General features: G+C 71.8%; 14 protein-coding genes and 1 pseudogene. 11 read left to right on the top strand and 4 right to left on the bottom strand.

Features of this window, described 5'->3' with window-relative positions; all coding sequences use genetic code 11:
• Positions 1 to 731, top strand: a pseudogene (locus tag SSOG_RS49185) (alpha/beta hydrolase); the annotation flags it as partial.
• An 18-nt stretch (positions 732 to 749) separates the two neighbouring features.
• Here SSOG_RS49185 and SSOG_RS31225 read toward each other — a convergent pair.
• The gene (locus SSOG_RS31225; RefSeq protein ID WP_009718258.1) at positions 750 to 1268 is read right to left on the bottom strand and encodes a MerR family transcriptional regulator; all 519 of its coding nucleotides are present in this window, start codon (positions 1266 to 1268) and stop codon (positions 750 to 752) included.
• A 126-nt stretch (positions 1269 to 1394) separates the two neighbouring features.
• On the opposite strand from SSOG_RS31225, the gene SSOG_RS31220 reads away from it, so the two are divergent.
• Entirely contained in the window at positions 1395 to 2204 is an 810-nt protein-coding gene (locus tag SSOG_RS31220) for a serine hydrolase domain-containing protein (protein WP_009718257.1), read from the top strand.
• Positions 2205 to 2242: 38 nt separating this feature from the next.
• Here the strand turns inward: SSOG_RS31220 and SSOG_RS31215 are convergent, their stop codons facing one another.
• The gene (locus tag SSOG_RS31215) at positions 2243 to 3013 is read right to left on the bottom strand and encodes a GntR family transcriptional regulator (RefSeq protein ID WP_106516486.1); all 771 of its coding nucleotides are present in this window, start codon (positions 3011 to 3013) and stop codon (positions 2243 to 2245) included.
• Between the two features lie 191 nt (positions 3014 to 3204).
• On the opposite strand from SSOG_RS31215, the gene SSOG_RS31210 reads away from it, so the two are divergent.
• The 4 genes from SSOG_RS31210 to SSOG_RS31195 are packed head-to-tail and all read left to right on the top strand — an operon-like array spanning position 3205 to position 7715.
• Positions 3205 to 4536 carry an MFS transporter gene (locus SSOG_RS31210; protein WP_009718255.1) on the top strand — a complete coding sequence of 444 codons (1332 nt, stop codon included), beginning with the start codon at positions 3205 to 3207 and terminating at the stop codon, positions 4534 to 4536.
• A gap of 36 nt (positions 4537 to 4572) precedes the next feature.
• On the top strand, positions 4573 to 5877 hold the full coding sequence (locus SSOG_RS31205; protein WP_009718254.1) for an L-fuconate dehydratase: 1305 nt from the start codon (positions 4573 to 4575) through the stop codon (positions 5875 to 5877).
• A 51-nt stretch (positions 5878 to 5928) separates the two neighbouring features.
• Positions 5929 to 6951 carry a zinc-dependent alcohol dehydrogenase gene (locus SSOG_RS31200; protein WP_009718253.1) on the top strand — a complete coding sequence of 341 codons (1023 nt, stop codon included), beginning with the start codon at positions 5929 to 5931 and terminating at the stop codon, positions 6949 to 6951.
• A complete protein-coding gene (locus tag SSOG_RS31195; protein WP_039939129.1) occupies positions 6951 to 7715 on the top strand; it encodes an SDR family oxidoreductase in 765 nt (254 codons plus the stop codon). Before SSOG_RS31200 ends, SSOG_RS31195 begins: the two co-directional genes overlap by 1 nt.
• A 65-nt stretch (positions 7716 to 7780) precedes the next feature.
• Here the strand turns inward: SSOG_RS31195 and SSOG_RS31190 are convergent, their stop codons facing one another.
• Positions 7781 to 8458, bottom strand: a complete 678-nt coding sequence (locus SSOG_RS31190) for a pirin family protein (protein WP_009718251.1) — start codon at positions 8456 to 8458, stop codon at positions 7781 to 7783.
• Between the two features lie 111 nt (positions 8459 to 8569).
• Here SSOG_RS31190 and SSOG_RS31185 point away from each other — a divergent pair, with 111 nt between their 5' ends.
• From SSOG_RS31185 to fabF, 5 genes are all read left to right on the top strand, one after another.
• The gene (locus tag SSOG_RS31185; protein ID WP_009718250.1) at positions 8570 to 9754 is read left to right on the top strand and encodes a PucR family transcriptional regulator; all 1185 of its coding nucleotides are present in this window, start codon (positions 8570 to 8572) and stop codon (positions 9752 to 9754) included.
• A gap of 89 nt (positions 9755 to 9843) precedes the next feature.
• The gene (locus SSOG_RS31180) at positions 9844 to 10803 is read left to right on the top strand and encodes an ACP S-malonyltransferase (protein ID WP_009718249.1); all 960 of its coding nucleotides are present in this window, start codon (positions 9844 to 9846) and stop codon (positions 10801 to 10803) included.
• 21 nt (positions 10804 to 10824) lie between these two features.
• Entirely contained in the window at positions 10825 to 11859 is a 1035-nt protein-coding gene (locus SSOG_RS31175) for a ketoacyl-ACP synthase III (RefSeq protein WP_009718248.1), read from the top strand.
• Between the two features lie 82 nt (positions 11860 to 11941).
• A complete protein-coding gene (locus SSOG_RS31170) occupies positions 11942 to 12190 on the top strand; it encodes an acyl carrier protein (RefSeq protein WP_009718247.1) in 249 nt (82 codons plus the stop codon).
• 70 nt (positions 12191 to 12260) lie between these two features.
• The gene (gene fabF, locus SSOG_RS31165) at positions 12261 to 13526 is read left to right on the top strand and encodes a beta-ketoacyl-ACP synthase II (protein WP_009718246.1); all 1266 of its coding nucleotides are present in this window, start codon (positions 12261 to 12263) and stop codon (positions 13524 to 13526) included.
• Between the two features lie 54 nt (positions 13527 to 13580).
• Here the strand turns inward: fabF and SSOG_RS31160 are convergent.
• The coding region (locus SSOG_RS31160; protein WP_039939125.1) for an NAD(P)-dependent oxidoreductase at positions 13581 to 14143 on the bottom strand (563 nt) is incomplete at its 5' end.

Genomic DNA, 14143 nt, shown 5'->3' with positions numbered 1-14143 from the left:
GAGGTGTACGGGGACCTGGCGACGGCGCGGCGTACGGCGGTCGTCGTACCGGGGTCGGACATCGACCTGGCCAACTTCGACCGTACGCACGACCGTTACGGCACCCCCGCCGGGATGGCGAAGTCGCTGCGGGCGCAGCTGGCGCGGGACGCGCCGGGGACCCGTACCGCCGTGGTGGCGTGGGTGGGGTACACCACCCCGGTCGGGGTCGGGCCGGACGCGGCGACCAGCCGGCTGGCGAAGGCGGGCGCGCCGCGGCTGGACCGCTTCCTGGCGGGGCTGGCGGTGACCACGGCGGGGACCGCCGAGGCGCCGCCCGCCGTGTTCTGCCACAGCTACGGCTCGGTGCTGTGCGGGGTGGCCCGCGCCCCGCGATGGACCGCACCCGGGTGTCCGATCTGGTGGGCGTTCGGCAGCCCCGGCATGGGGCGTGGACGACGCCGAGGAGCTGGGCACCGAGGCCCGGGTGTGGGCGGGCGCGGGACGGCTCCGACTGGATACGACGCGTCACCGGCTACGACTTCATGGGGCTGGGCCACGGCGAGGACCCCACGGCCGCCGCCTTCGGCGCCCGCGTCGTGTCCGCCGAGCGCGCCGACGGCCACACCGGCTACTTCGCCCCGGGCACGGACTCGTTGCGCAACTTCGCGCGGATCGTCCTCGGCGACTTCGGGTCGGTGCGCTGCGGCCACCCCGCACAGGCGGAGGACTGCCGTCATGACCTCGTATGACCCCCTGCTGAAGAGGGACTACGTTCCCTCCGGCAGGCCCCGGCCGGTGGCGTAGATATTGATCTTGAAGTCGAGGACGTCGAGCGTGCTCTCCAGCTCGGCGATCCGTTCCCGGACGTTCGCGCGGTGCGCGGTCAGCAGCTCCTCGCGTTCGGCGTAGGTGTGCTTGCCCTCCCGTACCAGCTCGGCGTAGCGGACCATGTCCGCGACCGGCATCCCGGTCAGCCGCAGCTTGCCGACGAGGTCGAGCCAGTCGAGGTCGCGGTTGGTGAAGCGGCGCTGGCCGGTGTGGGTGCGGTCCACATGCGGCATCAGGCCGATCCGCTCGTACCAGCGGAGGGTGTGCGCCGTGAGCCCGGTGTGCTCGGCGACCTCGCTGATCGTGTACCGGTCCTGGCCGGTCGGCCGGGGGTGCGGGCGGCGCCCCACGCAGGCACGCGGCCTCGCGAGCGCCGGAGCCTGCTCCGGAGCCTGGTCCGGGTCCCGCTCCAGATTGTGTTCCAGGGCCTGTTCCAGATCCTGTTCCAGCACGGTCATGCCGATTCACCCTCTCGCCGTCGCCGATGCGCGAAGCCCTCGACGATCTCAACGCTAGAGGCTTCGAGTGCACTCCAAGCAAGCGCGGATTTGGCGGAAACTTGGCCGACGATAGGCTCGGACCCCATGGAGAGCCTGCGGATGATCGAGAACTGGCCGGTCCCGACGGCGGCTGCCGCCGTCGTACGCGCGGACGGCACCGTGGCCGGATCTTACGGTCCGGCCGGCCACAGATTCCCGCTGGCCTCGGTGACCAAGCCGCTCGCCGCGTACGCGGCGCTGGTCGCGGTGGAGGAGGGCGCGGTCGAGCTGGACGAGGCGGCCGGGCCCGAGGGCGCCACGGTGCGCCATCTGCTCGCCCACACCTCGGGGCTCGCCTTCGACGAGCACCGGACGGTCGCCGCGCCCGGCAACCGGCGGCTGTACTCCAACGCCGGGTTCGAGGTGCTCGGCGATCACATCGCCAAGGCGACGGACATCCCCTTCGGGGAGTATCTGCGCCAGGCGGTCCTGGCGCCGCTGGGCATGACCGCGACCGAGCTGACCGGCTCGCCCGCCAAGGACGCCGTCTCGACCGTCGAGGACCTGCTGCGCTTCGCCGCCGAGCTCCAGGCGCCGCGGCTGCTGGCGGCCGAGACGGTGGCGGAGGCGACGGCCGTGGTGCATCCGGGGCTGACCGGCGTCCTGCCGGGCTACGGACACCAGAAGCCGAACGACTGGGGGCTCGGCTTCGAGATACGCGACGGGAAGTCGCCGCACTGGACGGGGGCGTCGTCCTCGCCCCGCACCTTCGGGCACTTCGGCCAGTCCGGCACGTTCCTGTGGGTGGACCCGGAGGCGCGGGCCGCGTGCGTCGCCCTCACGGACCGGGCGTTCGGCCCGTGGGCGATCGAGGTCTGGCCCGCGTTCACCGACGCGGTGCTGGCCGAGCTGTAGCTCCCGGCGAGCGAAGACCCCCGCGCCTTCCTGGCCGCTCAGGCCAGGAAGCGCCGCGGCGGCACCTCGGGAGCGCTCGCCGCACCCGGGTCGCCGAACGCCCTCGCGAACCTCTCGAACGAACTCCTGAGGTGATCGGCCATGGCCTCCTCGGCCGCGCCCGGCTCGCACCGGCCGATCGCCGCGCTGATCCGCCGGTGCTCGACGACGGTGTTGGCCGTGTCGATCTCCTCGGGGTAGAGCCGGAAGGTGTGCAGATGGCAGTGGGTCTGCCCGTACGCCTGCTCCACCACTGAATTGCCCGACGCCGTGATGACGGCCGCGTGGAACGCGGCGTCGTGCGCCACCAGCTCCTGACGGACGTCCCTGACGTCCCTCACGTCCGGGTCCGGGCCTCCCTTCGCCCGCCTGGCCAGCAGTCCCTCGAAGTCGTCCAGCTGCCGGCCGAGCGCGGCCCCCGGGTTGGTCAGCCGGTCCACCGCCGCCGCCCGCGCCGCCCACGGCTCGACCAGCAAGCGGAACTCGAACAGCGCCCGCAGCCCGGGCAGATCCAGCAGCGGCGTCGTGCTGTAGCCGCGCCCCGGCTGGTACGTGATCAGGTTGTCGCCCTCCAGGCGCTGGAGCGCCTCGCGCACCGGCGTCTGCGAAACGCCCAGGTCCCGCGCGAGAGCCACGATGTTGATCTTCGTATCGGGCGGGATCTCCCCTCCGATGATCAAGGAGCGCAGCCGGGCGTGCACCTCGGTCGTCGACGGCTTGGCCGTTGTCTTCGGTGCCGTTGCCTTCGGCGCCGTTGTCTTCGGTGGCACGCACACCTCGTCAGTCCGGGCGGGGAAACGTCTGCTTCGCGATCGTAACCCTGCGTTTCTCCCCCGTCGGAGCCGGTCACCGTCCGCATCCCGATCCAACGGAACCCTTGACTCCGTATAGCATCCACCTTAAGTCTATAGAGATCCGTCGGACCCTATACACATCAGCGTCGATGTCGGAGGACGGTCCTATGACTTCCCCTCGCGTTCAACCCGCCGCCCCACCCGCGGCCGCACACCAACCCGGAGCCGTCGGCCGCACGCGCTGGTTCATCATCTGGCTGGCGTTCGCCGGGCTGACGATCAACTACCTCGACCGGTCCAGCCTGAGCGTCGCGCTCCCCTTCATGGGCGAGGACTTCCACCTGTCCAGCACCCAGCAGGGCTTCGTCTTCGCCGCGTTCTTCTGGGCCTACGACTTCTTCCAGCTCGCGGCGGGCTGGTACGTCGACAAGGTCGGCCCCCGGCGCTCGTTCACCATCGCGGCCATCTGCTGGTCGGTCTTCACCATGGCGACCGCGCTGGCCCGGGGCTTCTGGAGCCTCATCACGGTCCGGTTCCTGCTCGGCGCCGGGGAGAGCCCCGCGCCCAGTACGGCCGCGAAGGTCGTCGCCACGTGGTTCCCCGTACGGGAGCGGGCGTTCGCCACCAGCGTCTGGGACTCCGGCTCGCGCGTCGGCGCCGTGATCGCGCTGCCGATCGTGACGCTGATCGTGGCCGTCACCTCGTGGCACACGGTGTTCATCGTGATCGGCTGCCTCGGACTGCTGTGGGCCCTGGTCTGGTGGAAGGTGTACCGCGGCCCGCGGGAGCACCCGTCCTGTACGGCGGCGGAGGCCGACTACATCGAGTCCGGCGGTGCGCGCGCGGCGGCGAACGACGACGAGGCGGCGGCCGCCCTGTCGTGGCGGTCACTGTTCCGGTACCGCGCCGTGCTCAGCATGATGTTCGGCTTCTTCTGCCTGAACAGCGTGATCTACTTCTTCATCACCTTCTTCCCCAGCTATCTCGTCACCGAGCGGGACTTCGACCTGTTGCAGCTGGGCTTCTTCGGCGCGGTGCCGGGCATCTGCGCCGTCGTGTTCGGCTGGCTCGGCGGGCTCGCCGCGGACCGGGCCGTACGGCGCGGGCACACCGTCAACCGGGTCCGCAAGGTCACCATCGTCGGCGGCCTGACCGGCGGGTCGGTCATCATGTTCGCCGCCCTGGTGCCCGAGGCGTGGATGGCGCTGGTGCTGCTGTCCGTCGCGTACTCCAGCCTGACGATCGCGGGCACCGGCATCTGGTCGCTCCCGGCCGACATCGCGCCCAGCTCCCGCCATGTGGGGATGCTCGGCGGCATCCAGAACTTCGCCTCCAACTTCGCCGGGATCCTGACCCCCATCCTCGTCGGGGTGCTGGTGGACCGCACCGGCTCCTTCGTCGCCCCGCTGATGGTGATCGGCTGCCTGGCCCTGCTGGGGGCCGTCAACTACCTCGTCCTGCTCGGCAGGGTCCAGCCCCTGCGGGTCAAGACCCCCTAACCGCACCACCCACCCTCCACCTCATCAGGGAGCACGATGACCACCATCACCGCCGTGGACGTCCTCGACGTCCGCTTCCCCACCTCGGTGACGGCCGACGGATCCGACGCGATGAACAAGGACGGCGACTACTCGGCGACGTACGTCGTCCTGCGCACCGACGACCCGGAGCAGTCGGGATACGGGTTCACGTTCACCATCGGCCGCGGCAACGACCTGTGCGTGGCCGCCGCCGAGCAGCGCGCCGCTCCGCTCCTGGGACGCGACGTCGAGGACATCACCTCCGACCTCGGCGGCATCTACCGCGAGCTCCAGTCCGACTCGCAGCTGCGGTGGCTCGGCCCCGAGAAGGGCGTGGTGCACCTCGCCCTCGCGGCGGTCATGAACGCGGTCTGGGACCTCGCCGCCCGCCGCGCCGGGCTCCCGCTGTGGAAGCTGCTCGCGACGATGACCCCCACCGAACTCGTCGACGCCGCCGACCTGCGCTATCTGTCCGACGTCCTGCCCCGCCAGGAGGCGATCGACCTCCTCACCCGCAAGGCCGGTACGCGCGAGGAGCGCATCGCACAGCTGGAGAAGACCGGCTACCCCTCGTACACCACCTCCGCCGGATGGCTCGGCTACTCGGACGACAAGCTGCGGACGCTGTGCCAGGAGGCCGTCGACGCGGGATACCGACACGTCAAGCTGAAGGTCGGCGGGAACCTGGCGGACGACGTGCGGCGGTGTGCCATCGCCCGGGAGGTCATCGGCGACGACGCCGCGCTGATGATCGACGCCAACCAGGTCTGGGACGTCCCCGAGGCCATCGACTGGGTCGGCGCGCTCGCCGAGTTCAAGCCGCTGTGGATCGAGGAGCCCACCAGCCCCGACGACATCCTCGGACACGCCCGGGTGCGCCGGGCGGTGGCCCCGATCGGGGTGGCCACCGGAGAACACGGTATGAACCGGGTGCTGTTCAAGCAGCTCTTCCAGGCCGAGGCCATCGACTACTGCCAGCTGGACGCCTGCCGCCTCGGCAGTGTCAACGAGGTGCTCGCCGTGCTGTTCATGGCGGCGAAGTTCGGCGTACCGGTGTGCCCGCACGCGGGCGGCGTGGGGCTGTGCGAACTCGTCCAGCATCTGTCGGTGTTCGACTTCGTGGCCGTCTCGGGAAGCCTGGACGGCCGTGTCACGGAGTTCGTCGACCACCTCCACGAGCACTTCACCGACCCCTGCGTCGTCCGCGACGGCGCGTACGTCCTGCCCACGCGGCCCGGCTACAGCGCCCGGATGCACGACGCCTCGCTGGCCGAGTACGCCTTCCCCGACGGCTCGTACTGGGCCGGACGCTCCCTCTGACGCGCACGACCACCGCCACACGACACGACACGCTCGAAGGGCTCGCAACGGATGCACGCAGCACGGTACGTCGGCAACCACACCATCGCCGTCGCCGAGGTCCCGGTGGCCCCGCCACCGCCCGGCCAGGTCCAGCTGGACGTGGCCTACACCGGGATCTGCGGTACGGACCTCCACCTCCTGCACGGCGCCATGGACGCGCGGGTCACGCTCCCGGCCGTGATCGGCCACGAGATGTCCGGGCGGATCGCCGCCGTCGGCGAGGGCGTGACGGGCTGGGCGGTGGGCGACCCGGTCACCGTCATGCCGCTCGCCTGGTGCGGCACGTGCCCGGCCTGCGCGGCGGGCCACCAGCACATCTGCCAGAACCTGGACTTCATCGGCATCGACTCCCCCGGATCGCTCCAGAACCGGTGGAACGTCCCCCAGGAGGTGCTGGTCCGGCTGCCCGCCTCCCTCCCCCTCGACCGGGCGGCGCTCGTGGAGCCCGTGGCCGTGTCCGTCCACGACGTGCGGCGGGCGGACCTCCGGCCGGGCGAGAAGGCCGTGGTCGTCGGGGGCGGCCCCATCGGCGTCCTGATCGCGGTCGCGGCGCGGCACGCCGGGGCCGAGGTCGTCGTGGCGGAGGTGGACCCCGAGCGCCGGGCCATGGTCGCCGGGCTCGGGTTCGACGTGCTCGACCCGGGCGCCGACGACCTCGTCGCCCGGGTCACGGAGTGGACCGCGGGGGCGGGGGCCGACGTGGTGTTCGAGGTCTCGGGGGCCGCGGCCGCCGTGCTCGGCGCCACGTCGCTGGCGCGGGTGCGCGGCCGCCTGGTCGTCGTCGCGATCCACCCCCAGCCGCGGCCGGTGGACCTGAAGCAGGTCTTCTGGCGCGAGCTGACCGTGCTGGGCGCGCGCGTGTACGAGCGGCGGGACTTCGAGACGGCCGTGACGATGCTGGCCGACGGGGTCGTACCGGCCGACCGGCTCATCACCGGGACGGTGCCGCTGTCGCGCGTGGCGGACGCGTTCGACCAGCTGTCCGCGGGCCGGGCCATGAAGGTCCTCGTCGACTGCCAGGAGGTGGCGTGATGAACCCCTTCGACCTGACCGGCAAGCTCGCCGTGGTGACCGGTGCCAAGCGCGGCCTCGGCAAGGCGATGGCGGAGGCGCTCGCCGCGGCGGGGGCCGATGTGATCGGGGTGAGCGCCACGCTCGAACCCGAGGGCAGCGCGGTGGAGGCGGCCGTCCGTTCGCACGGGCGCACGTTCACCGCGCGCCGGGTCGACTTCGCCGACCGTACGGCCGTACGCGCGCTCGGCGCGGAACTTGCCGCCCTGGAGCGGCCCGTGGACATCCTGGTGAACAACGCGGGGACGATCCGGCGGACCCCGGCCGCCGAGCACCCGGACGAGCTGTGGGACCACGTCATCGAGGTCGACCTGAACGCCCAGTTCGTGCTGACCCGCGAGGTGGGGCGGGCCATGCTGGCGAAGGGCGTCCGAGGGAAGATCATTTTCACGGCGTCCCTGCTGAGCTTCCAGGGCGGCATCACCGTCCCCGGCTACGCGGCGGCGAAGTCCGGCATCGCCGGGCTGACCAAGGCGCTCGCCAACGAATGGGCGGCGCACGGGATCGGCGTCAACGCCATCGCCCCGGGCTACATCGCCACCGACAACACCCAGGCGCTCCGCGACGACAGCGAGCGGTCGCGCGCGATCCTGGAGCGCATCCCGGCCGGCCGGTGGGGGCGGCCCGAGGACATCGCCGGGGCGACGGTGTTCCTCGCGAGTGCCGCGTCGGACTACGTCTCGGGCACCGTGCTGCCGGTCGACGGGGGCTGGCTGGGCCGCTGACCCCGCCACCGCGGACGCTTCGGCTGCGCCCGGCATGCCGTGCCGGGCGTACGCCCCTGCCCGCGCTAGCCGTACACCGGCTCCGCGCGCATCTCCCACACCAGCAGCTCCGCCGCCCCCACCGCGCGCGCCTCCAGGTCCCGCGCGTCCGTGACGCGGGCCGCGTCGCCCGCCGCGAGGGTCTCGTCGCCCACGCGCACCTCACCGCGCACCACGTGTGCGTACACCCACGGCGCGTCCGGCAGCGCGGTGCGCTCGCCGTCGGTCAGCCGCCGCACATGGAGCACCGCCTCGGCGCGGGCCAGGGCGTACGGGGTGCCGTCGGCGATACCGCGGACGACGTCGTATTCCGGCGCGGCCTCCGGCTCGGCGCCGACCGCGCCCGAGGCCAGCCACATCTGGACGAAGGTCAGCGGTACGTCGGACTCGTTGCGCTCGGAGTGGCGTACGCCGCCGCCCGCGCTGAGCCGCTGAACGTCGCCGGGGCGGACCACGCTCCGGTGGCCGGTGGAGTCCTCGTGGGTGAGTTCGCCCTCGACGACCCAGGTCACGATCTCCAGATCGCGGTGGGGGTGTTCCGCGAAGCCCGCGCCGGGGGCGAGGTGCTCCTCGTTGCAGGCGACGAGAAGCCCGAACCGCACGTTGTCCGGGTCGTAGTGTCCAGAGAAGGAAAAGGCGTGGCGCGTCTCGACGCCCGCTCCGTCCCCGCCCCGATACCGTGCACCGGACCGCTGTACCCACATCACCCGGTCCACGGTAGTGCGCCCCCGGACCGGCCCGTCCCCGCCCCCGTCCTACCTGCGCGTAGCCTCCCGCCCCCAGCGTTCACCCTCCGATAAGGCAGTCTTGTCCTCGTGCCTGAACCAGCCGCGAACACCCCGCATCCGCACAGCGCCACCCTGCGACGCCTGGAGAAGTCGTCCGGGAAGCTCGCCGCCGCCGCCATCGCGCGCATGGACGAGCAGCTGCCGTGGTACCGGGCGATGCCACCGGAGAACCGCTCGTGGATCGGGCTGGTGGCGCAGGCGGGCATCGCGGCCTTCACGGAGTGGTTCCGGCACCCGGAGGCACCCCAGGCGATCAGCACCGATGTGTTCGGCACGGCGCCGCGCGAGCTGACCCGGGCGATCACACTGCGGCAGACCGTGGAGATGGTCCGTACGACCATCGAGGTCATGGAATCGGCCATCGACGAGGTGGCAGCTCCCGGCGACGAGTCGGTGCTGCGCGAGGCGCTGCTGGTGTACGCGCGGGAGATCGCCTTCGCCACCGCCCAGGTGTACGCGCAGGCCGCCGAGGCGCGGGGCGCCTGGGACGCCCGGCTGGAGTCGCTGGTGGTGAACGCGGTGCTCTCCGGGGAGGCCGACGAGGGCGCGCTGTCCCGGGCGGCGGCGCTCGGCTGGAACTCCCCCGAGCATGTGTGCGTGGTGCTGGGCACGGCGCCCGACGGGGACAGCGAGCTGACCGTGGAGGCGATCCGGCGGGCTTCCCGCCACGCCAAGCTCCAGGTGCTCACCGGGGTGCTCGGCAACCGGCTGGTGGTGGTGGCGGGCGGTTCGGACAATCCGCTCCAGGCGGCGAAGGCGCTGATCGGGCCGTTCGCCTCGGGCCCTGTGGTGGCCGGTCCCGTGGTGTCGGACCTGCTGGCGGCCACCCGCTCGGCGGCGGCCGCCGCGGCCGGGCTGAAGGCGTGCACGGCCTGGCCGGACGCCCCGCGTCCGGTGCTGTCGGACGATCTTCTTCCGGAACGCGCGATGGCCGGGGACCCGGCCGCCCGTGCTCAGCTGGTGGAGGAGATCTACAGACCGCTGGAGGAAGCGGGCTCGGCGCTGCTGGAGACGCTGAGTGTGTACCTGGAGCAGGCGAGCAGTCTCGAAGGCGCCGCCCGGATGCTTTTTGTTCATCCCAACACCGTGCGCTACCGGCTACGACGTGTGACCGACGTCACCGGATGGTCACCTTCTGACGTGCGGTCGGCGTTCACCCTACGGATAGCCCTGATCCTCGGACGACTTGCCGACGGGGACATCTTTCCGTAGCTGTTTGTTGGACCCCGACAATTCCCTTGACCGTTCTTCGTCCTTGTCCTCACGGGCGGGCGGGACCACCCACAAGAGAGAGTGTGAGAGTGCTCGTACTCGTCGCTCCCGGCCAGGGCGCCCAAAAGCCCGGCTTCCTGACCCCCTGGCTCGACCTCCCCGGCGTCACCGAACGCCTGCGGTGGTGGTCGGCCGTCTCTGGCCTGGATCTGGTCCACTACGGGACCGAGGCCGATGAGGAGGCGATCCGCGACACCGCGGTGGCCCAGCCGCTGCTGGTGGCCGCCGGACTCGTCTCCGCCCAGGCGCTGTTCGCCGAAGGGCCGCACCGCGTCCGGGACGTGGTCGGTGCCGCCGCGGGCCACAGCGTGGGCGAGATCACCGCCGCCGCGGCCACCGGTGTCCTCACCGACGAGGCGGCCATGGTCCTGGTGCGCCGCCGCGGGCTGGCGATGGCCGAGGCCGCGGGCCGCGCCGAGACCGGCATGGCCGCCATACTGGGTGGTGAGCAGGAGACCGTCGTCGCCCACCTCGACAAGCTCGGGCTCACCCCGGCCAACGTCAACGGCGCCGGGCAGATCGTCGCCGCGGGCACCGCCGAGCAGCTGGCGGCGCTGGCCGAGGACAAGCCGGAGGGTGTGCGCCGGGTCGTTCCCCTGAAGGTGGCCGGCGCGTTCCACACCGACCACATGGCCCCGGCGGTGGCCACGCTGGAGGACCTGGTCGCGGGCGTGCCGATCGCCGACCCGGGCACGGCGTACGTGTCCAACCGGGACGGCGAGGTCGTGGCGTCCGGCGCCGAGGTGATCCAGCGCATGGTCGCCCAGGTGTCCAATCCGGTCCGCTGGGACCTGTGCATGGAGACGTTCCAGAAGCTGGGCGTCACCGCGATGATCGAGGTGGCTCCGGGCGGGACCCTCACCGGTATCGCCAAGCGGGCTCTGCCGGGCGTGGCGACCCTGGCGCTCAAGACTCCGGACGACCTCGAGGCGGCACGCGCGCTGATCGCCGAGCACGCCGTGCCCGCCGCCGACACCCCGGCCGTATAGCCGAATAGGAGTTCCGAGAGCATGACCGCGAAGATCAGGCCCAGCAAGGGCGCCCCGTACGCGCGCATTCTCGGCGTCGGCGGCTACCGCCCCACCCGGGTGGTGCCGAACGAGGAGATCCTCAAGCACATCGACTCCTCGGACGAGTGGATCCGCAGCCGCTCGGGCATCGCCACCCGCCACTGGGCCGGTCCGGACGAGACGGTCGCCCAGATGTCCGTCGAGGCGGGCGGGAAGGCCATCGCCGACGCGGGGCTGACGCCCGAGCAGATCGGCGCCGTGGTCATCTCCACCGTGTCGCACTTCAAGCAGACCCCGGCGGTCGCCACGGAGATCGCCCATCTGCTCGGCACGGGCAAGCCCGCCGCGTTCGACATCTCCGCGGGCTGCGCGGGCTTCGGCTACGGGCTGACCCTCGCCAGGGGCATGGTCACCGACGGCTCGGCGGAGTACGTGCTGGTCATCGGCGTCGAGCGGCTCTCGGACCTGACCGACCTGGAGGACCGGGCGACGGCCTTCCTGTTCGGCGACGGCGCGGGCGCCGTGGTCGTCGGCCCGTCCCAGGAGCCCGCGATCGGCCCGACCGTCTGGGGCTCGGAGGGCGACAAGTCCGACACCATCACGCAGACGGTGCCGTGGGGCGAGTACCGCATCGGCGATCTGTCCAAGCTGCCGCTCGACAGCAAGGGCAACGTCAAGTTCCCCGCCATCACCCAGGAGGGCCAGTCGGTCTTCCGCTGGGCGGTGTACGAGATGGCTAAGGTCGCCCAGCAGGCCCTGGACGAGGCGGGCATCAGCGCGGACGAGCTGGACGCGTTCATCCCCCACCAGGCCAATATGCGGATCATCGACTCGATGATCAAAACCCTCAAGCTGCCGGAGCACGTCACGGTCGCCCGTGACGTGGAGACCACCGGCAACACCTCCGCCGCCTCCATTCCGCTCGCCATGGAGCGGCTGTTGGCGACGGGGCAGGCGAAGAGCGGCGACACCGCGCTCGTCATCGGCTTCGGGGCGGGTCTCGTCTACGCAGCGACGGTCGTTACCCTCCCATAGGCTCTCTAGCCCAGAACCACGCAGCCCCGGACGAGTCGGGCGCTGCTCACCCACCGCAACACACCGAAGAAGGAGCGCCGCAATGGCCGCCACGCAGGAGCAGATCCTCGAAGGTCTCGCCGAGATCGTCAACGAGATCGCCGGTATCCCGGCCGAGGACGTCGCGCTGGACAAGTCCTTCACCGACGACCTGGACGTCGACTCGCTGTCCATGGTCGAGGTCGTCGTCGCCGCCGAAGAGCGCTTCGACGTGAAGATCCCGGACGACGACGTCAAGAACCTGAAGACCGTCGGCGACGCCGTCGACTACATCCTGAAGCACCAGGGCTGAGCCGAGCGTCTGTCGCCACCCACGCGGTGGCAGAGGTCCAGCACCTGCTACGTAGGAGTGAAGAATTCCTGTGAACTCGACCAATCACACCGTGGTCGTCACCGGTGTTGGTGCCACGACGCCGCTGGGTGGCGACGCCTCATCGACCTGGGAAGGGCTGATCGCCGGTCGCTCCGGCATCAGCCTCATGGAGCAGGACTGGGCGGCCGAGCTGCCCGTCCGGATCGCCGCGAGCATCGCGGTCGACCCGGGCACCGTCCTGCCGCGCCCGCAGGCGCGCAAGCTCGACCGGTCGGCGCAGTTCGCGCTGATCGCGGCCCGTGAGGCATGGGCCGACGCGGGCTTCACCGGCAAGGCCGGCGAGGACCCGTCGGTCGACCCGGACCGGCTGGGCGCGGTCGTGGCCTCCGGTATCGGCGGCGTGACCACCCTGCTCGACCAGTACGACGTGCTGCGCGAGAAGGGCGTCCGCAAGGTCTCCCCGCACACCGTGCCGATGCTGATGCCCAACGGCCCGGCGGCCAACGTCGGCCTGGAGGTCGGCGCCCGGGCGGGTGTCCACACCCCGGTCAGCGCGTGCGCGTCCGGCGCCGAGGCCATCGGCTACGCCATCGAGATGATCCGCAGCGGCCGTGCCGATGTGGTCGTCGCGGGCGGCACCGAGGCGTCGATCCACCCGCTGCCCATCGTCGCCTTCGGCAACATGATGGCGATGTCCAAGAACAACGACGACCCGCAGGGCGCCTCGCGTCCCTTCGACGTCAACCGCAACGGCTTCGTGATGGGCGAGGGCTCCGGCGTGATCGTCCTGGAGTCGGCGGAGCACGCCGCCGCGCGCGGCGCCCGGGTGTACGCGGAGGCCGTCGGCCAGGGCATCTCGGCCGACTCCCACCACATCACCCAGCCGGAGCCGTCCGGCAACGGCATCGCGCACGCGCTCCAGAACCTGCTGGACAGCACCGACCTGAAGCCCGCCGAGGTCGCGCACATCAACGCGCACGCGACCTCGACGCCGCAGGGCGACGTGGCCGAGATCAAGGCGCTGCGCAAGATCTTCGGCGACGATGTGGACCACATGGCGATCTCCGCCACCAAGTCCATGACGGGACACCTGCTGGGCGGCACCGGCGGTGTGGAGACGGTGGCCAGCGTGCTCGCGCTGCACCACCGGCTCGCCCCGCCGACGATCAACCTCGACGAGCTGGACCCCGAGGTGGACGCGGACGTCGTGCGCGCCGAGGCGCGGCCGCTGCCGGGCGAGGGCCCGCTCGTGGCGCTGAACGACTCGTTCGGCTTCGGCGGCCACAACGTGGTGCTGGCCTTCCGCACCGTGTGAGGCAGCCGAACGAGTGAAGGGCGTGCCCCCGGCCGGGGCACGCCCTCCGGCGTATCAGCCCTGGGTGCCTTCGCTGTTGTCGGCGCCTTCGGTGCCGTCCGCGCCGTCGAAGCTGGCGAAGTACGAGGCGATCATGTCCTCGTCGCCGTGGCCCTGCCCGACGGCCCGCCGGAACCGCTCCGCGCCCGCGGCCGCCAGGTCCAGCCGTACGCCGGACCGCTCCCCCGCCTCGACGATCAGCCGGGCGTCCTTCTCGGCGGTCTTGGCCGCGAAGCTGGGTTCGAGGTTGCCGCCCAGCAACTGGCCCGCCTTGGCGTGCAGATAGCCGTTGTCCAGCGGTCCGCCGGAGATGGCGTCGAAGAAGCCCTGCGGCTCCACACCGAGCCCCTTGGCGAGGGCGAGCGCTTCGGCGGTGCCGTGGGTGATGGCGAGGATCCAGCTGTTGACGACGAGCTTGAGCCGGGTGGCCGCGCCCTCCTCGCCGGACGCGCCGACCCAGACCGTACGGCTGCCGATCGCGTCGAAGACCGGCCCCACGGCGGTGCGGGCGGAGGACGGACCGGCGGCCAGGACCAGGAGCTGTCCGCTCTCGGCGGGCTGCTTGGTGCCGAGGACGG

The sequence above is a fragment of the Streptomyces himastatinicus ATCC 53653 genome, assembly GCF_000158915.1.
Taxonomy (GTDB): domain Bacteria; phylum Actinomycetota; class Actinomycetes; order Streptomycetales; family Streptomycetaceae; genus Streptomyces; species Streptomyces himastatinicus.
The sequence above is the reverse complement of the archived record's forward strand: the minus strand, read 5'-3'. Positions and strand labels throughout refer to the sequence as shown.

Coding starts and splice junctions, on each gene's coding strand:
- SSOG_RS31225 (WP_009718258.1), bottom strand. CDS start 1,268: ATGACCGTGCTGGAACAGGATCTGGAACAGGCCCTGGAACACAATCTG.
- SSOG_RS31210 (WP_009718255.1), top strand. CDS start 3,205: ATGACTTCCCCTCGCGTTCAACCCGCCGCCCCACCCGCGGCCGCACAC.
- SSOG_RS31220 (WP_009718257.1), top strand. CDS start 1,395: ATGGAGAGCCTGCGGATGATCGAGAACTGGCCGGTCCCGACGGCGGCT.
- SSOG_RS31205 (WP_009718254.1), top strand. CDS start 4,573: ATGACCACCATCACCGCCGTGGACGTCCTCGACGTCCGCTTCCCCACC.
- SSOG_RS31195 (WP_039939129.1), top strand. CDS start 6,951: ATGAACCCCTTCGACCTGACCGGCAAGCTCGCCGTGGTGACCGGTGCC.
- SSOG_RS31200 (WP_009718253.1), top strand. CDS start 5,929: ATGCACGCAGCACGGTACGTCGGCAACCACACCATCGCCGTCGCCGAG.
- SSOG_RS31170 (WP_009718247.1), top strand. CDS start 11,942: ATGGCCGCCACGCAGGAGCAGATCCTCGAAGGTCTCGCCGAGATCGTC.
- SSOG_RS31190 (WP_009718251.1), bottom strand. CDS start 8,458: ATGTGGGTACAGCGGTCCGGTGCACGGTATCGGGGCGGGGACGGAGCG.
- SSOG_RS31175 (WP_009718248.1), top strand. CDS start 10,825: ATGACCGCGAAGATCAGGCCCAGCAAGGGCGCCCCGTACGCGCGCATT.